The organism is Clostridium cochlearium (assembly GCF_900187165.1).
GTDB lineage: Bacteria > Bacillota > Clostridia > Clostridiales > Clostridiaceae > Clostridium_G > Clostridium_G cochlearium.
The window spans coordinates 1800491-1818044 of the sequence record NZ_LT906477.1 but is presented as its reverse complement, the minus strand read 5'-3'; the positions used below and the strand labels follow the sequence as shown (position 1 = coordinate 1818044).

Here is a 17554-nt window from a genome sequence, read left to right as displayed (position 1 = left end):
TGTGGACGATGGTAGAGCCAAATTAACGCCTATCAAATACTTACTAGTAGGAGGAGCCATATTCGCTATGCATTTTGGAGGTTCTAGTATGATATGGCCTATGACTTGGGGAAAGGAAAGTGGTATGAGTGTATTTCCTGCATTTATAGGTATATACTTAACAGCATTATTTTTCCCATTATTAGGTTATCTAGCATTATCTAGATCCCGGGGTACTTTTTATACTATGTCTTGTAAAGTATCACCTGGTTTTGGAAAGATATTTTGTAGTATAGCAATGTTAGTATTGGGGCCTTTATTTTGTATACCTAGAATGAGTGCAGCAGCTTGGGATGCTTTTTTACAAGTAAGTGGTTTTACTCCTGAATCTTTTGTGGCACCTTTAATATTTTCCATAATATATTATCTTATTACTTATTGGTTTATAGCCCAGAAATCAGATGCAGTAGATAAAGTAAGTAAAATATTGTTTCCAGTACTAGTAATAGCTGTAATAGCTGTAATAGGCAAAGGTATAATATCCCCATTATCCGTTCAAAATCCAAAGGTATATACTGTTAATGCTTTTGCTTATGGATTTAAAAATGGCTATGCTACTGCAGAACTTATTTGTGCATTAGTATTTGCTACTATAATCATTGATGATTTGAAATTTAAAGGAATAACAGATGAATATATAAATTCTAATTTAATAAAGGTTGGAATAATTGGAATTACTATGCTTACGTTAACTCATTTAGGACATATGATAGTTGGATCTTATACGGGGGACATATTTGAGAATTTAAGATATTCTGCTCTTTACTCTGCTGTAGTTTTAAAATTGTGGGGTACTGTAGGAGGAGCAATATTTAATATTGCATTACTTTTTGCTGCTTTAACAACTGCTATAGGACTAGCAGTAGCCACTGCTAATTTTTTTCAAGAGATTACACAGGGAAAAATATCTTATAAAAAATCAGCGGGTTTTACTTTAATTATAAGTGCATTTGTAACAGTACTAGGACTTTCATCTATTGTAGAACTTGCAGCACCTCTTTTAGATATAGTCTATCCTGCAGCCATAACTATGACTTTATTTTATGCCTTTATACCAGGATTAGAAAATAGAAAGAAGTTATTTTCTTCTTATAAAGTAGCTATGATAGTTTCGTTTATATGGGGAATATATGAAGGAATTTTAACTTATTTAAAAATGTTCAATATAAGATTAGGATTTCTTGAAAACATTTATAATAATGTGCCGTTATCAGATATGGGGTTGGGCTGGATACCTATAACTTGTACAGCTATTATAATTGCACTAGTTTCTTATAAAAAAGACATTAAAGTAAATTATAAATAAAATTGGAATTTAAAGGAATAAACTTTTTACAGTATTCATAGTATGTACTATAACTGATAAATAATAAATTAGTTAAGGAGGAGTATTATGAGAAAAGCATTATCAGGATTAAAGGTATTAGATTTAACTCATGCTTATAATGGACCTTTTTGTACAACCCTGTTAGCAGATAATGGTGCGGATGTAATAAAGATTGAAAGTCCAAAGGGTGATCAGTGTAGAACATGGGGACCTTTAGATCCTAAGAGTGGAGAAAGTGGATTTTATGCATTTTTAAATAGAAATAAGAAAGGCATTACTCTAAATTTAAAAACAGAAAGAGGAAAAGAGATTTTTTACGAAATGGTTAAAGAGGCAGATGTAGTGGTAGAAAACTTTAGAGTAGGTGTAATGAAAAAATTAGGAATAGATTATGAAACTTTAAAGAAGATAAATCCTAGAATAATATATGCATCAGGTTCAGGGTTTGGTCAATATGGGCCTTTATCTAATAGACCTTGTTATGATATAGTAGCTCAATCCATGGGGGGAATGGTTAACTTAACAGGTTTCCCAGATGGACCTCCAACAAAGGTTGGGCCATCAGTAGCTGATAATGTTACAGGAATATATCTTTGTGTAGGAGTATTAATGGCACTATATAATAGAGAGAAAACAGGAATAGGTCAAACTGTAGATGTAGCAATGCTTGATACTATATTTACACTTTTAGAAAATTCAATAATTGTAAATACAATGACAGGAGTTGTTCCAGAAAGACAAGGTAATATAGATCCTTCTATAGCTCCTTTTGATATATATGAAGTTCAAGATGGTTATATAGCAGTAGGAGTTGGAAATGATAAGCTTTGGGAAAAATTTTGTAATTTAATGGGTAAACCTGAACTAATTAATGATGAAAGATTTCAAACTAATGATTTAAGATGTAAAAATTATCTTCCAGATTTAAAAAATATTATAGTTGATTGGATTAAAGATAAGCACAAAAATGAATTAGAAGAAATGTTTGATAAGGCAGGAATTCCATGTGGACCTGTACTTAATATGAAAGAAGCTATAGAACATCCGCAAATACAAGCAAGAGAAATGATGGTTACTATAGATCATCCAACTATAGGGGAAATGTATTTCCAAGGTGTTCCTATAAAATTATCCCAAACACCAGGAAGTGTAGAAACGCCAGCACCATTACTTGGACAACACAATGCAGAGGTGCTTAAAAAATTTGGAGTAGATGAAAAAGAACTTAAAATATTAGAGGAACAAGGGGTAATTTAATTATATAAGGAGGATTAATTTATGAGAAAAGAAGCAATATTAAGTTATAAAATGACTCCTGAAGATGGAAATAATTTGGGAGATGTTATACCAGTAGGAAGACAATTAGATTTTTGGGGAGATGCTGAAACAGAACTTATGATTTTAGTTGATGGAGATGAATCTCTATGTTTAGGATATAATGACGCAAAATTTTACCATGAAATATATGTAGGAGATCAACTTGATATAAAGGCCACTTTGGTTAAAGTAGGAAATACATCTAGAACATGTAAATTAGAAACTTATAAAGTTGCTACACCAGCTAGAAAAAATGGAAGATTAGATGCGGATGAAAGAGAAGTGGATTATTTAAAGACTCCCATTCTCTGTGCTGAAGGATATTCTGTTTTAGTAGTAAAGAAAAACCTTCAAAGAGGTGTTCAGCCATCAGGAATAGTTAAAGATCCATGGAAAGAAGTAGAATAAGGAAAGGGGAGTTATAAATGGCTTTTAAAAAACCTAGTAAAAATTATGAAACAAAAATGCGTATAAGAATGTCATCAAAAGATGTATTTTACGGCGGTGGAGTTGTAAATGGATCTCGCTCTATAAGACTTATGGGGGATGTGGCGGAAAGACTTATGATTATGACTGAAGGCAATGAAGGAAAATGTATAGAGTATGAAATGATAAGATTATATAATCCTATATTTGCAGGAGATTATTTAGAAATGGTTGGAAGAGTAATAGGTGAAGATGGAAGTAAAAAGAAGATACAATGCAGAACTTTTAAAATAGCTACTAACCCTAATATTGAAGAACAACCTAGTGCCATAGATGTGCTAGAAGAACCAATTTTATGTACAGAATTTATAGGAACTTATGATAGTGTTATAAATTCTTAAAATAAAAGCTTTATAAATTAAAATTTTTATTCCATGAATAAATAATAGTTTTTTCAGTAGAGAACTAACAGTGAACAATGAATAGCCAAGGATAGGAATTATCCACAGTTGTTTATTGTTCACTATTCATTATTTACTAAATAATAGGAGGGAGATAGATGGATTTTAATATAAATGAAGAGCAAAAGATGATACTAAAAGTTGTAAGAGAGTTTTCAAAAAAAGAGATAGAACCAATAGCAGCTGATATAGATGAAACAGGTGAATTTCCAAGAAAAAGTATAGAAAAAATGGCTAAATTAAATATGTTGGGTATTCCCTTTTCAATAGAATGTGGTGGGGCGGGACAAAATGAATTAGTTTTTTCAATGTGTATAGAAGAAATTGCTAAACATTGTGCATCTACTGCTGCCATATTAGCAGTGCATAATATACCTTGTTGGATAATACAAAAGTTTGGAACAGATTATCAAAGGGAAAAATATTTATATAATCTTGTGAAAGGCAAATATATAGGTGCTTTTGCTTTAACAGAGCCCAATGCAGGTACAGACTCTGCTAGTCAAAATACTAAGGCAATAAAACAGGGAGATAATTATATATTAAATGGTCAAAAATGCTTTATAACAAATGGCGGAGAAGCAGGGGTTTATATAGTTTTTGGAATGACAGACAAGAGTAAAGGAACAAGAGGAATTACAGGTTTTATAGTAGAAAAGGATCATCCAGGATTTTATATAGGAAAAAAGGAAAACAAAATGGGCATAAGGGCATCTTCTACTTCAGAATTAATATTTAAAAATTGTATAATACCAAAAGAAAATATTATAGGCAAAGAGGGACAGGGATTTAAAATTGCAATGCAAGCATTAGATGGTGGAAGAATTGCCATGGCATCCCAGGCAGTAGGAATTGCTCAAGGTGCTATGGATAGAACTGTAGATTATTTAAAAGAAAGGGAGCAGTTTGGAAGACCTCTATCTTCTTTCCAAGGATTACAGTGGATGCTAGCAGATATGGAAACAAAGATAAATGCTTCAAGATTATTAGTACAAAAGGCAGCAGTAAAATTTGATAATGGAGAAAATGTAAACAAAGATGCTGCTATGGCAAAATTATTTGCAGCGGAAACAGCTATGGATGTTACCATAAAAGCAGTTCAGTTACATGGTGGTTATGGATATATGAAGGACTATCCATTAGAGAGAATGATGAGAGATGCCAAGATTACAGAAATATATGAAGGTACTTCAGAAGTACAAAGAATGGTAATATCTAAAAATATATTGGATAAGAGGTGATTAGATATGAAGATAGTAGTTTGTATAAAACAAGTTCCAGATACTACAGAGGTAAGGATAGATCCTATAAAAGGAACATTAATAAGAGAGGGAGTTCCTAGCATAATAAATCCTGATGATAAAAATGCTATAGAAGAAGCATTGAGAATAAAAGAAAAAATAAAAGACACTACAGTAATAGTAGTAACTATGGGACCTCTTCAATCAGAAAGTGCACTAAGAGAAGCTTTAGCCATGGGAGTAGATAAAGCAATTTTATTAAGTGATAGAAAATTTGCAGGTTCAGATACTTTAGCTACATCTTATATATTATCTTCAGCCATTAAAAAAATAGGAGGCTATGACATAATATTTTGTGGAAGACAGGCAATAGATGGAGATACTGCACAGGTAGGACCAGGCATTGCAGAACATTTAAACATACCTCAAATAACCTATGTAAGTGATTTGAATATAAATGGTAATAAGATAATAGCTAATAGGAATATAGAAGAGGGTTCTTATGTTATAAAGTCAAAAATGCCAATACTTTTAACAGCTATAAAGGAATTAAACGAACCAAGATATCCTTCTATTGATGGAATATATAAAGCTCATAGAGAAAAAACAATTGATATATGGACGGCTAAGGATTTAGATATAGATGAGAAAAAAATAGGACTTAATGGATCACCTACCAATGTGAAAAAATCCTTTACACCTTCAGTAAGTTTTGAAGGAGAAATATTAGAGGGAACAGTTGAAGAAGTGTCATATAAACTGGTTTCAAAATTCAGAGAAAAACAAATAATATAGGAGGTTAGCTATGGAGTTAAAAGATTATAGGGATGTTTGGGTTTTTATAGAACAAAGAGAAGGAAGAATAGCTAATGTATCTTTAGAACTTTTAGGTGAAGGTAGAAAAATAGCAGATAAACTAGGAGTAAAATTAAAAGGTATACTATTGGGAAATAAAATAGAAGCTCTGGCAAAAGATGTGGTTAAATATGGGGCAGATCATGTTATGTATGTAGATGATAAATTTTTAGATATTTACTCTACAGAAGTTTACACTAGGGTTATAAGTGAAGTGGTAAATAAAAGAAAGCCAGAAATAATACTTTTAGGGGCTACTACCATAGGAAGAGATTTAGCGCCAAGACTTGCTGTAAGACTTAAAACTGGTTTAACAGCAGATTGTACTTCATTGGATATAGAAGAGGAAACAGGAAATTTATTAATGACAAGACCTGCTTTTGGAGGAAATTTAATGGCCACTATAGTTTGTGAAAAACATAGACCTCAAATGTCTACTGTAAGACCAGGGGTGATGGAAAAGGCTACATTAGATGAAAATAGATCAGGAAAAGTAGAAAAGATTAATTTTAAATTGGAAGAAGAAGATAAAAAGGCATTAGTTATAGATATAATAAAGAAAAAGAAAAAAGAAGTTGCACTAGAAGAAGCTAATATAATAGTATCTGGTGGAAGAGGACTAGGGGATAAAGAAGGCTTTAAATTATTAAAAGAATTAGCAGATAAATTAGAAGGAGAAGTAGGGGCATCAAGAGGAGCTGTAGATTCTGGTTGGATAGATAGTGAGCATCAAGTAGGACAAACTGGCAAAGCAGTTAGGCCTAAATTATATATAGCTTGTGGAATATCAGGAGCGGTACAACATTTAGCGGGAATGAAAGAATCAGATTGTATAGTAGCTATAAATAAAGACAAAGATGCACCAATTTTTCAAATAGCTCACTATGGAATAGTGGGAGATTTATATGAAGTAATTCCATTTATAATAAAAACACTAGACAGCGAGTAACTAATAAACTAACAATGAATAATGAACAACTTATGAAAAGCCCGATATTAAGCTTTAGCTTATCGGGCTTTTTAATATATCATTAATTATTCATTGTTCATTATTAATTGTTATCTGAATATGTTTCCAGCAATAACCATTTTCTGTACTTGGTTTGTACCTTCATATATTTGAGTGATTTTTGCATCTCTCATCATTCTTTCAACAGGATAATCCTTTGTATATCCGTATCCACCAAATAGTTGAACAGCTTCTGTAGTTACAAACATAGCTGCATCTGTAGCAGCTAATTTAGCTCTTGCTGCAGAAAGTGAATAAGGTAATCCATTATCTTTTTCCCAAGCTGCTTTATAAACTAAGTATCTTGCTTGCTCTATTCGTAAATCCATATCTGCCATCATCCATTGTAAACCTTGGAATTTACATAATGGCTTACCAAATTGTTTTCTTTCCATCATGTATTTTTTAGCATTTTCAAAAGCACCTTGAGCAATACCTAGTGCTTGAGCTGCTACACCAATTCTTCCTCCGTCTAGGGTTTGCATAGCTATTTTAAAACCTTGACCTTCTTTGCCAAGTAGATTTTCTTTTGGAACTTTACAATCTTTATATATAGTTTCAGCTACCTTTGCAGCTCTTAATCCCATAGTATCTTCAAGTTTACCTACGGAGAATCCAGGAAAGGATTTTTCAACTATAAAAGCGGATATTCCTTTTGGTCCCTTCTCTTTATCTGTCATAGCAAATACTACAAATATGTCAGCAACAGGACTATTAGTTGTAAATTTTTTTTCACCATTTAATATATAGTGGTCACCTTGTAATACAGCAGTAGTCTTTTGACCACCAGCATCTGTACCAGCATTAGGTTCTGTTAGTCCAAAACCACCTAGTACTTTACCAGAAGCTATTTGACTTAGATACTTTTGTTTTTGTTCTTCTGTTCCATATTGTAATATAGGAGAAGCACATAAAGATGTAGATACAGAATAAGAAATTCCAGTAGCTGCGCAAGCTTTTGAAATTTCTTCAACAGCTAGAGCATAGGAAAGATAATCTCCACCTGTGCCACCATATTCTTTTGGAAAAGGAAGTCCTAAAAGGCCTAAATCTTTCATTTTATCAAAGGTTTCTTTAGGAAATTCACCAGATTGATCGCTTTTAGCAGCTATGGGCTCAATCTCTTTTTTAACAAAATTTCTAATCATTTCCTTTAAAGATTCTTGTTCCCTAGTTAATTTAAAATTCATAAAACATACCTCCTTAAATATATCATCATAATAATACATATGTAATAATTTACCAAAGTATGTTAATGTATTTAAAAATTTGAGAGGATTTTTATAAGCTTTATAGAAATTAGAATATACAGAGATGAGGTGAAAATATGATAGATATTTTTATTAAATATCATGATATTGAGTTTTCTAACGTAACTAAAGATGATTTAAAGGATATACATAAAAGTTTGAGCTTAGATAAAGAATATTCAAACAAAAGTATATGTTTTGATTATATATATGAAAGATTTTTAGAATACTATATAAGTGAAAATGAGTTTTGCCTTAAGTTTAAGAATAAAGACAGTAATATAGGGATAATAAAAGGAAGAATGGAATTTGCTAACACGGTTGAAATATGGTTAAATTGTTTTTATATTTATGAAGAATACAGAAATAATGGGCAAGGATCCAAAATGTTAGATATATTTACAAAAGAAATAAAAAAAGAATTTTTAGTTGATGAAATTTATTTACTATTATCTAATGAAGAATTAAAGTCCTTAAGTTTTTGGTATAAAAATGGATATAGTGTTATAAAGAATATAAAAAAACATTACAATTATAATTATGATAATTTTATTATTTTAAAAAAAGGAAGGTAGTGATTTTTAATGGACAAGAATCTTCAATGGACAATACAAAAAAGAGTAGAAAGAGTTATAAAATCTTTAGAAAAGAACAACATGGTAGGATATTATGTTGAAGATGAGAAAGAGGCTTTAGATAAAATAAAAGAACTTTTAAAAGAAGAAACTATAACTACTGCTGGAGGATCAAGAAGTTTATTTGAAATAGGAGTTATAGACTTTTTAAGAAAAGGAAATTATAATTTTTTAGATAGAGATAAAGAGGGAATAACAAAAGAAGAATGTGAAAAAATTTATAGAGATGCTTTTTATGCAGATACTTATTTATGTAGTACTAATGCTATAACTGAAGAAGGAGAACTATATAATATAGATGGAAATGGAAATAGAGTAGCAGCTATGATATTTGGTCCGAAAGAAGTTATTGTAGTTGCTGGTATAAATAAAATAGTTAAAAATATGGAAGAGGCAGAAACGAGACTGAAAAATATAGCAGCTCCTGCAAATGCTAAGAGACTTAATTTAGATACTCCTTGTGCTAAAGTTGGATATTGTGTAGATTGTAACAGCGATAATAGGATATGTGCATCCTATGTAACTTTAAGAAGACAGAGAAAAAGGGGAAGAATAAAAGTTATAATTGTAAATAAGAATTTAGGATATTGAATTATAAAATATTAAGAAAAATTTAATAATTTATTAAGAATCCTTGACTTATTAGTTTTAAATATTCTATAATTGATATTGTGCTGAATCCTATAAAAGAAAACAGGTACGGAGGAACCAAGAAACAGGGGTTAATCTTTATGTATTTAAAGAAGGGTAAACCTTTACCTAACCCGTCAGCTAACTTCGGAAGCAGGAAAGGTGGAAGAAATGGATAATAAGAAAACAAAAAACTTAGTAATTTCTATGCTTATGTTCTTTGCTATATTATTTGGATTAAATAAAATAAATGTTGTAAAAGCAGATGCACCTATAAGAACAGCAAGCACTCTTAGCAAAAAAGTAGTAACAGCAAATGTAAAAACTAATAAGTACATAGTGGTGCCTAAAAAAAATACAGGAGCATCACATAAAAATGGAAGTTCTTTAAGTAGAGGAAGTTCTAGAGGAATAGATTTAGTATCTTATTCCTATAAATTTATGGGAAAACCATATGTGTGGGGAGCTTCAGGTCCAAGTTCATTTGATTGTTCAGGTTTTACTTCTTATGTATATAAAAATTTTGGAATATATTTAGACCATTATACAGGGTCACAATATTCAGTAGGAAAACCAGTAAATAAATCTGAATTAGTTCCTGGAGATTTAGTATTTTTCAATACTACTGGTAACATTTCTCATGTAGGTATCTATACAGGTGAAGGACAATTTATACATGCTTCATCTGGAAGTGGAAAAGTTACAGTAAGTAATTTATCAGGTAGTTATTATGTAAGCAGATATGCTGGTGCTAGGAGAATGTTTTAATTTTAAGTTTGGAGATTTTAATTTTATAGCCTAACTTTAAAAAATATTTTTAAAGTTAGGCTTTTTATTGTCATAAAATATATAAATAAAAATATTAATTATAATATAGGGATAATTTGGAGGTGGATAATATTAAATATACAAGGTATGATTTAAAAAAGAAAAGAAAAAGTAATTTTTTATTTGTGATAATAATAGTTGTCATATTGTTATTAGCTTTTATAGTAGGAAGTGCTTTTTTTAAAATTTTTGTTAGAGAATCTTCAGTAAAAAAAACACAAGAAAATCATGGTAAAGTAAATGAAAACAAAAAAGAAGTTTATATAAAAATGAAAGAACAGAAATTTGTAGCTATACAAGGAGGAATATTCAAGAACAAAGAGTATTTAGAGAATAATAAAAATAAATTAAGAACTTTTGGAGAACCATTTTGTATAGAAGAAGATAGAGGAACTAGAGTTTTTATGGGGATATACGAAGAAAAAGAAGCAGAAATAATGAAAAGAAAATTAGATGAAAAAAATATAGATAATTCCACAATGAATTTTAATATAAAAATACAAAATCAATGTGACGCTCATATATCAGAAATATTAAAAACATATATTAAAATTTTAAATAAATTAAATGAAAAAGATACTAAATCTATAAAAATAAAAGATTTTAAAAATTGGTGTAAAAGTCTAGAGGATTCTAATAAAACATATAAAAATCTAAAAACAAAAGAAGAATTAAAAAATCATATAAATAAATTACCAGATGAATTACATAAAGAAAATGTTAATAAAGAGTATATTTATATTTTCAATTTTTTAAATAAAATATCAAATTAAGAAATAAGGCAAGTTTTACTAAATATAAAAAAACTTTTAACAATATAGTTAACATACTTGTTTAACATTTTATTAAATGATAAACTATAAAAAGATATGTATAATATATCTTTTTATAGTTTATTATTTTGGAAATAAATTATGAACTATGATATATTTTGTACAATAATGGTAATAATCATTAATAAACAAAGTTTGGATGTGAAATAGTGAATTTTATACTAGCGTCCTCTTCAGAAAGAAGAAAAGAATTGCTAAAGAAAATAATAGAAGAATTTGAAGTTATACCTTCAAATTATGATGAAGATCAAGTTGTATTTAATGGAGATTGTTCTGAATATGTTATAGAATTATCAAAAGGAAAAGCCTTAAATGTGGCTAGTAAATTAAAAAGAAGAGATGATGGAATTATAATAGCGTCAGATACAATTGTATATTTTAATGGAAAAGTTCTTGGGAAACCTTACTCTGAAAAACATGCCTATGAAATGTTAAAAGCTTTGAGTGGAAAAGTCCACGAAGTTTATTCAGGAATTGTTATCTATGATTTAGCATCAAAAAAACTAGTAACAGATTATAGTTGTAGTAAAGTAAAATTTTCAAATTTAGATGATGAAATTATAAAAGAATATATAAAAACTGGAGAACCAATGGATAAAGCTGGAGCATATGGAATTCAAGGTTATGGAGGGATTTTTGTTGAAAAAATTCATGGTTGCTATTATAATATTGTAGGGCTTCCTATAAATAAATTATATTTTTTATTAAGGGAGATGGGGGTAAATCTATAAAGGAGAATTTTATGTATGAATAGTGCTATAAAAATTATGGATTTACCACAAAATGAAAGACCTAGAGAAAAATTATTAAGATATGGAGTAGAAAGTCTTTCCAATATAGAACTTTTAGCTTTAATCTTAAGAACAGGTAATAAAAATGAAAATGTAATAAACCTGTGTGCAAGAATTTTAGAAAGATGTGGAGGACTAAATGGACTCTTTAATTCGAATATAGGAGAATTGCTAAAAATAAAGGGAGTGGGAGAGGCTAAGGCCTCCCAAATACTAGCTCTTTTAGAATTAACTAAGAGATTTAGATCTTTTAAGTCTGGAGAGAATGTTAATATAACAAATCCAAAGGATGCAGCTTATTTAGTAATGGAAGAAATGAGATGGTTAAAGCAAGAGTATTTAAAAGTAATATTATTAAATACAAAGAATTATGTAATAAAAGTGAAAGATGTATTTATAGGTAGTTTAAATTCTTCTATAGTACATCCAAGAGAAATATTCGTAGAAGCTATAAAAAATAATAGTTATTCTATAATAATATGTCATAATCATCCCTCAGGGGATCCTACCCCAAGTAAAGAGGATATTAATGTATCAAATAGGATAAAAGAATGTGGAAAACTAATAGGAATAGAATTATTAGATCATATAATAATTGGAAATGGAGTTTACATAAGTTTAAAAGAAAAAGACATACTGTAATTGAAAGGAGAAAAGTTAATGGGATTATTTGGAATGTCTAAAGATATGGGAATAGATTTAGGAACAGCAAATACACTTATATATGTAAAGGGAAAGGGCGTTGTTTTAAGAGAACCTTCAGTTGTAGCTATTAATAGTGATACTAAAAGAGTTTTGGCAGTAGGTGATGAAGCAAAGCAAATGATAGGTAGAACACCAGGAAATATAGTTGCAATAAGACCTTTAAAAGATGGTGTAATTGCTGATTTTGATGTTACTCAGGCTATGCTAAAGAAGTTTATTGAAAAAATTAGTCCTAAAAGTGCATTTACCAGTCCAAGAATAGTGGTTTGTTTTCCTTCAGGAGTAACAGAAGTTGAAAGAAGGGCTATAGACGAAGCTACCAAACAAGCAGGAGCAAGAGAAGTACTTTTAATGGAAGAACCAATGGCTGCTGCAATTGGTGCAGGATTACCAGTTAATGAACCTACAGGTAGTATGGTAGTAGATATTGGAGGAGGTACTACTGAGGTAGCAATTATATCATTAGGAGGAATAGTTACCAGTAAGTCTTTAAGAGTAGCAGGAGATGAGTTAGATCAAGCGATAATTAATTATACAAAGAAACAATATAATTTAATGATAGGAGAAAGAACCGCAGAAAATGTTAAAATAGAATTAGGATCAGCTTATGAAAGTGAAGAAGAAGAAAAAGTCATGGAAATAAGAGGAAGAGATTTAATATCAGGACTTCCTAAAGTAATAACTATTAGAGAAAATGAAGTTAGAGAAGCCTTACAAGAACCAGTTGCAGCAATAATAGATGCCATAAAAAGTACTTTAGAAAAAACACCACCAGAACTTGCTTCAGATATTATAGATAAAGGTATTATGTTAACAGGTGGAGGAGCAATGCTAAAAGGAATAGACTTACTTATAAATAAAGAAACCCATATGCCTGTAAATATAGCAGAAACAGCCATAGATTGTGTTGCAATTGGTGCTGGAAAAGCATTAGATACTTTAGATAAACTTATGGAAAATAAAAAAAGATAGACTATGAAATTCATAAAAAATAAACTGGCAGTAACTATAGTAATACTGTCAGTTACATTTTTAATATTAATAGGTTATAGTATAAAAAGAAATAAGGTATCTATTGCGGAAAGTAGTGCAGGTAAGGCAATTAATTCAGTTCAAGGTGTTTTTTATAAGACTAATAAAGGTATAAAAAATTTTTTTTATGTAATTTTTAATTACTCAGATATAAAAAGTGAATATGAAGAACTAAAGCTAGAGAATGAAAAATTAAAGGATAAAGAATTGGCTTATGATACATTGAAGGAAGAGAATAATAAATTAAGAGAGATGCTCAATTTTAAAAGACAAGCAGAAGGTTATGAGTATGTAGGTTGTGATATAATAGGAAAAAGTGGTGGAGTATATTTAGATGGTTTTACTATAAATAAAGGATTAAAAGATGGAATAGAAAAACAAATGATAGCAGTTACTAATCAGGGATTGGTAGGACAAGTTATTTCTGTTGGAAGAAATTGGGCGGTGGTTCAAACATTATCCAATGAAAACATGGCAGTTAGTGCTATTGTACAAAGCACTAGAGAAAATATGGGGGTTGTTAAAGGATTTAAAGATAGTAACAATAACCAACTAGCAAAACTGTATTATCTTCCATTGGAATCTAAAATAAAAAAGAATGATGTAATTCTTACTTCAGGATTAGATGGGGGATTGTATCCTAAAGGTATAAAAATAGGGTATGTTATAGATATAGAGGAAGATAAAGGGAAAGTTATGAAAAATGCTGTGATTCAACCTTATGTAAATTTTAGTAAATTAGAAGAAGTGTTTATTGTAGTGCCAAAAGAGAAACTTAATATAAAAAATTAGGGGGATAAGAATGAAAAAAGTTGCCACTTTATTTTGTATAGTTACGGTTTTAATTATATTAGATAATTCTTTTATTCCCTTTTTTTCTATTAAAGGTTTTTATCCTAGCCTAACATTTATATTTATAATATCGTATTCTATTATAAATGGAATATGGTCAGGAATTTGGATAGGGATATTTTCTGGATTACTTCAAGATTTGCATTTTATAGGTGCAATAGGTGTAAATGCTTTTACAAATATGATATGTTGTATTTTGGCTGCATTTATAGGAGAAAACATATTTAGAGAGAAGTTAGTGATTCCAGTTTTGAGTGAATTTTTGTTAAGTCTATTAAAAGGGTTGATATTATTTATAATATTATATGCGTTAAATATGAAATTAAATGTTAAATCTGTGCTGATCAGTGGTATATATAATATGATTATATCTATAGTAGTTTATAAATTAACATTAAGACTATGTAGTTTAGATTATATGCAAAAGGATTGGAAATTTTAAGGAATGGTGATATATGAACAAGAAAAAAAAACAGATAGATAGGTATACTGCTTTTTTTCTTATTATAGCTTTGGTTTATTCTCTTATAGCTTATAAATTATCATATCTTCAAATAGTTAAATCAGAACAATATAAGGAAAGAGCTAATAATACAGCAATAACAGAGATACCAGATGCTGCTCCAAGAGGAAATATAATAGATAGAAATGGAGTAGTTTTAGCTACTAATAAACAAAGCTATATGCTAGTTTATAATGAAACTCCAGAAAATAAAAAATATTTTTTCCAAACTATGGATAAATTATTTGAAATATTAGATGAAAATAAAGAGCAATTTCAAGATGAATTAGAACTAAAAATAAATCCATATAGATTTGAATTCAAGTCTAATGATGAAAATGTCAAAAAGGCACAGGAGCTTAGATTTAAAAAGGATAGAGGATTAGATGAGAAAGTTAAAAAACAACTTTTCCCTGGTAAAAAAGATAAATTAACGGATGAAGAAAAAAAGCAAATAGATAGAGAATTATTAAAAATTTCTCCAGAGGAAACTTATAGTTATTTAATAGAACAGTATGGCATATATCCTAGGGAAGATTTTTTAAATCTATTGAATCAATATAAAGTAGATAAAGATGAAGCGTATAAAGAAATTATTAAAAGATTTAATATTCAACCTTCAAAGGATTTCAAAAATAAATTAGAAGAGTATTCTAAAAGTAAAACAAAAGATGCTAAAAAAATATATGAAGAACTAATAAGTAAATATGGCATAGATAAAATGGAATATGATAAAGAACTTCAAAGAAAATATATGATAGTTAGAGATACTATGAAAATGCAAAGATTTTCAGGATACAAGCCTGTAATTATTGCTAGTAATATAGAAAAAAATACAGCCTTTATAATATTGGAAAGATTAAATGAATTACCAGGTATAGATGTAAGTATTCAACCATTAAGGTATTATCCTTATGGAGAATTAGGTTCTGCATTTATGGGGTATATCTCAAAAATAAGTGGAGATACGGAAAAATATAAAGAAAAAGGATATGATGTAAATTCTGATTATGTTGGAGTTGCAGGAATTGAAAGTGTATTTGAAGATAGATTAAAAGGAGCTAAGGGAGGAAGAATAGTAAAGTTAAACCAACAAGGAAGAATAATAGAGGAATTGGGAAGAAGAGAGCCTTATCCTGGGCAAACATTAAAACTTACTATAGATAAAGAAGTACAAAGGGCTGCAGAGGAAACTTTAGATAAGGTAATGGAAGATTTAAGAAATAATCCAAACCAAAGTTATGATGCTGCTAATACTGCAAATGCTACAAGAGGAGCCGCTGTGGTTGTAGATGTTAGAACAGGAGGAATATTAGCATTAGTTAGCAGACCTGGATACGATCCTAATATATTTGCAGTGCCAGGAAAGCTTACTACTGAATTGTATAATAAGTTCTTTAATCCTGATTTAGAGGATTTTGCTAAAAAATATATAGCGGCAAGAAATTTACCAGTTACTGTAGATGAGTTATTTCCACCTTTAAACAAAGATACAAAAAGTAGCGGAAAAGTACCTAGAAAAGATGAGTATGACATATATCCTAAGCCATTTTTTAACTATGCTACTTCATCTTTTGCTCCACCAGGTTCTACTTTTAAACCTTTAACTGCTATAGCAGGACTAGAGGAAGGAGTAATAACACCTGAGGAAACAATATATGATAATCTTATATACACTAAACATGGGTATCGAGGTAAAAGCTGGAATGCATCTAGTAAAGGTAATTTAAATGTAATAGAAGCTCTAGCATATTCTAATAACTATTATTTCTTCGAAGTGGGAGATAGACTTTATCAAAAAGGACTAGATACTTTAGCAAAATATGCTTGGAAATTTGGATTAGGTACAGATCCTAACGGAAAAGAATCTCCTAGTACGGGTATAGAAATACCAGAAAATTTTGGACAGGTTTTTAATGTACAATCAGAGAAAAATAAAGCTTCTAACATATATATGTGGAATCTATATGATGAATTAAAGACTATTAAAAATGTTGAAGGTAAAAATCAAGGCATAAATATTCAAATAAATGAAGATGATAGTGAAGATATAAAAGAATTAAAAGGAAATATTCAAGATATTATAAGGAATGAGATGAGATATGGTAGTGTAAAAGACTTTTCAAAAAAAATAGAAGTGCTGCTAAAAGAACTAGTAGATAAGGATTCAAAATTAAAGGAAATAAAATTTACTAATGGTGATATATCTAAAGCTGTCAATAAAATAAATATATCAGTAAATGGAGTTAAAGAAGAAGCAACAAGACCAGGAAATGTATATAATGCATCTATAGGTCAGGGATCAAATTATTTTACACCATTACAATTAGCAAATTTTGCTGCTATGATTGCTAATGGAGGAACTAGATATTCCCTTCACTTAGTAGATGAATATTTAGATCCAGATAATAATGTAATACAAAAGATAAAACCAGAAGTAATTGAAAAAATAGATATAAAACCAGAAAATCTTAAAGCAGTAAAAGAGGGAATGTATGCAGTTACATCCTATGATGAAGGAACTGGATCATCTTATTTTAAAGACTTCCCAATAAAAACAGGAGGTAAAACCGGATCAGCTACCTTTAATGAGAAAATACAGGAGAAAGTAGGTAGAACATCTGGTGGAGTTTATATAGGTTTTGCTCCTTATGATAATCCAGAAATTGCAATATCTGTAATGGTATTAGATGGAGCTCATGGAGGATATGTTCTTCCTGTAGCTAAAGCTGTTTATGAATCATATTTTAAAGAAGAATTAAAAAAACAAAATTATAATTTTCAGTTTTATAAAGAAAAATAAATTAAAGGGCATATACAA

General features: G+C 29.5%; 18 protein-coding genes and 1 riboswitch. Of the genes, 17 read left to right on the top strand and 1 reads right to left on the bottom strand.

Going from position 1 to position 17554, the window contains the following annotated elements:
- Position 1: 1 nt before the first annotated feature.
- From CKV72_RS08955 to CKV72_RS08925, 7 genes are all read left to right on the top strand, one after another.
- Positions 2-1345, top strand: coding sequence for a branched-chain amino acid transport system II carrier protein (locus CKV72_RS08955; protein ID WP_089863799.1), 1344 nt, complete (start codon positions 2-4; stop codon positions 1343-1345).
- 87 nt (positions 1346-1432) lie between these two features.
- Positions 1433-2623, top strand: coding sequence for a CaiB/BaiF CoA transferase family protein (locus tag CKV72_RS08950; RefSeq protein WP_095178086.1), 1191 nt, complete (start codon positions 1433-1435; stop codon positions 2621-2623).
- 21 nt (positions 2624-2644) lie between these two features.
- Positions 2645-3091 (top strand): beta-alanyl-CoA:ammonia lyase, encoded by a 447-nt coding sequence (locus CKV72_RS08945; RefSeq protein ID WP_089863803.1) that lies wholly within the window; start codon positions 2645-2647, stop codon positions 3089-3091.
- 17 nt (positions 3092-3108) lie between these two features.
- Positions 3109-3510 carry a hotdog fold domain-containing protein gene (locus CKV72_RS08940; protein WP_089863804.1) on the top strand — a complete coding sequence of 134 codons (402 nt, stop codon included), beginning with the start codon at positions 3109-3111 and terminating at the stop codon, positions 3508-3510.
- A 158-nt stretch (positions 3511-3668) separates the two neighbouring features.
- Positions 3669-4811 (top strand): acyl-CoA dehydrogenase, encoded by a 1143-nt coding sequence (locus CKV72_RS08935; protein ID WP_089863806.1) that lies wholly within the window; start codon positions 3669-3671, stop codon positions 4809-4811.
- 6 nt (positions 4812-4817) lie between these two features.
- The gene (locus tag CKV72_RS08930) at positions 4818-5606 is read left to right on the top strand and encodes an electron transfer flavoprotein subunit beta/FixA family protein (RefSeq protein ID WP_089863808.1); all 789 of its coding nucleotides are present in this window, start codon (positions 4818-4820) and stop codon (positions 5604-5606) included.
- Positions 5607-5616: 10 nt separating this feature from the next.
- Positions 5617-6615 (top strand): electron transfer flavoprotein subunit alpha/FixB family protein, encoded by a 999-nt coding sequence (locus CKV72_RS08925; RefSeq protein WP_089863810.1) that lies wholly within the window; start codon positions 5617-5619, stop codon positions 6613-6615.
- Positions 6616-6725: 110 nt separating this feature from the next.
- Here CKV72_RS08925 and CKV72_RS08920 read toward each other — a convergent pair whose 3' ends face one another.
- Positions 6726-7865: an acyl-CoA dehydrogenase gene (locus CKV72_RS08920; protein ID WP_089863811.1), complete on the bottom strand. Its 1140-nt coding sequence runs from the start codon at positions 7863-7865 to the stop codon at positions 6726-6728.
- Positions 7866-8002: 137 nt separating this feature from the next.
- Between CKV72_RS08920 and CKV72_RS08915 the strand changes: the two genes are divergently transcribed.
- From CKV72_RS08915 to CKV72_RS08870, 10 genes are all read left to right on the top strand, one after another.
- Positions 8003-8500 carry a GNAT family N-acetyltransferase gene (locus CKV72_RS08915; protein WP_095178085.1) on the top strand — a complete coding sequence of 166 codons (498 nt, stop codon included), beginning with the start codon at positions 8003-8005 and terminating at the stop codon, positions 8498-8500.
- A gap of 9 nt (positions 8501-8509) precedes the next feature.
- Positions 8510-9151, top strand: a complete 642-nt coding sequence (locus CKV72_RS08910; protein ID WP_089863815.1) for a lactate utilization protein — start codon at positions 8510-8512, stop codon at positions 9149-9151.
- A gap of 71 nt (positions 9152-9222) precedes the next feature.
- A riboswitch (cyclic di-AMP (ydaO/yuaA leader) is annotated at positions 9223-9361 on the top strand.
- A complete protein-coding gene (locus tag CKV72_RS08905; protein WP_095178084.1) occupies positions 9362-9958 on the top strand; it encodes a C40 family peptidase in 597 nt (198 codons plus the stop codon).
- 122 nt (positions 9959-10080) lie between these two features.
- Positions 10081-10791 carry a hypothetical protein gene (locus CKV72_RS08900; RefSeq protein ID WP_089863819.1) on the top strand — a complete coding sequence of 237 codons (711 nt, stop codon included), beginning with the start codon at positions 10081-10083 and terminating at the stop codon, positions 10789-10791.
- 209 nt (positions 10792-11000) lie between these two features.
- Positions 11001-11582 carry a Maf-like protein gene (locus CKV72_RS08895; RefSeq protein WP_089863820.1) on the top strand — a complete coding sequence of 194 codons (582 nt, stop codon included), beginning with the start codon at positions 11001-11003 and terminating at the stop codon, positions 11580-11582.
- Positions 11583-11597: 15 nt separating this feature from the next.
- On the top strand, positions 11598-12284 hold the full coding sequence (radC, locus tag CKV72_RS08890; RefSeq protein WP_089863822.1) for a RadC family protein: 687 nt from the start codon (positions 11598-11600) through the stop codon (positions 12282-12284).
- Between the two features lie 18 nt (positions 12285-12302).
- On the top strand, positions 12303-13319 hold the full coding sequence (locus tag CKV72_RS08885) for a rod shape-determining protein (protein ID WP_095178083.1): 1017 nt from the start codon (positions 12303-12305) through the stop codon (positions 13317-13319).
- A gap of 3 nt (positions 13320-13322) precedes the next feature.
- Positions 13323-14171 (top strand): rod shape-determining protein MreC, encoded by an 849-nt coding sequence (gene mreC / locus CKV72_RS08880; RefSeq protein ID WP_089863825.1) that lies wholly within the window; start codon positions 13323-13325, stop codon positions 14169-14171.
- A 10-nt stretch (positions 14172-14181) separates the two neighbouring features.
- A complete protein-coding gene (gene mreD / locus CKV72_RS08875; RefSeq protein ID WP_095178082.1) occupies positions 14182-14673 on the top strand; it encodes a rod shape-determining protein MreD in 492 nt (163 codons plus the stop codon).
- A gap of 13 nt (positions 14674-14686) precedes the next feature.
- A complete protein-coding gene (locus CKV72_RS08870) occupies positions 14687-17536 on the top strand; it encodes a penicillin-binding transpeptidase domain-containing protein (protein WP_089863829.1) in 2850 nt (949 codons plus the stop codon).
- The last annotated feature ends 18 nt before the right edge of the window (positions 17537-17554 follow it).

Coding starts and splice junctions, on each gene's coding strand:
- CKV72_RS08950 (WP_095178086.1), top strand. CDS start 1,433: ATGAGAAAAGCATTATCAGGATTAAAGGTATTAGATTTAACTCATGCT.
- CKV72_RS08945 (WP_089863803.1), top strand. CDS start 2,645: ATGAGAAAAGAAGCAATATTAAGTTATAAAATGACTCCTGAAGATGGA.
- CKV72_RS08940 (WP_089863804.1), top strand. CDS start 3,109: ATGGCTTTTAAAAAACCTAGTAAAAATTATGAAACAAAAATGCGTATA.
- CKV72_RS08935 (WP_089863806.1), top strand. CDS start 3,669: ATGGATTTTAATATAAATGAAGAGCAAAAGATGATACTAAAAGTTGTA.
- CKV72_RS08930 (WP_089863808.1), top strand. CDS start 4,818: ATGAAGATAGTAGTTTGTATAAAACAAGTTCCAGATACTACAGAGGTA.
- CKV72_RS08925 (WP_089863810.1), top strand. CDS start 5,617: ATGGAGTTAAAAGATTATAGGGATGTTTGGGTTTTTATAGAACAAAGA.
- CKV72_RS08920 (WP_089863811.1), bottom strand. CDS start 7,865: ATGAATTTTAAATTAACTAGGGAACAAGAATCTTTAAAGGAAATGATT.
- CKV72_RS08915 (WP_095178085.1), top strand. CDS start 8,003: ATGATAGATATTTTTATTAAATATCATGATATTGAGTTTTCTAACGTA.
- CKV72_RS08910 (WP_089863815.1), top strand. CDS start 8,510: ATGGACAAGAATCTTCAATGGACAATACAAAAAAGAGTAGAAAGAGTT.
- CKV72_RS08905 (WP_095178084.1), top strand. CDS start 9,362: ATGGATAATAAGAAAACAAAAAACTTAGTAATTTCTATGCTTATGTTC.
- radC (WP_089863822.1), top strand. CDS start 11,598: ATGAATAGTGCTATAAAAATTATGGATTTACCACAAAATGAAAGACCT.
- CKV72_RS08885 (WP_095178083.1), top strand. CDS start 12,303: ATGGGATTATTTGGAATGTCTAAAGATATGGGAATAGATTTAGGAACA.
- mreC (WP_089863825.1), top strand. CDS start 13,323: ATGAAATTCATAAAAAATAAACTGGCAGTAACTATAGTAATACTGTCA.
- mreD (WP_095178082.1), top strand. CDS start 14,182: ATGAAAAAAGTTGCCACTTTATTTTGTATAGTTACGGTTTTAATTATA.
- CKV72_RS08870 (WP_089863829.1), top strand. CDS start 14,687: ATGAACAAGAAAAAAAAACAGATAGATAGGTATACTGCTTTTTTTCTT.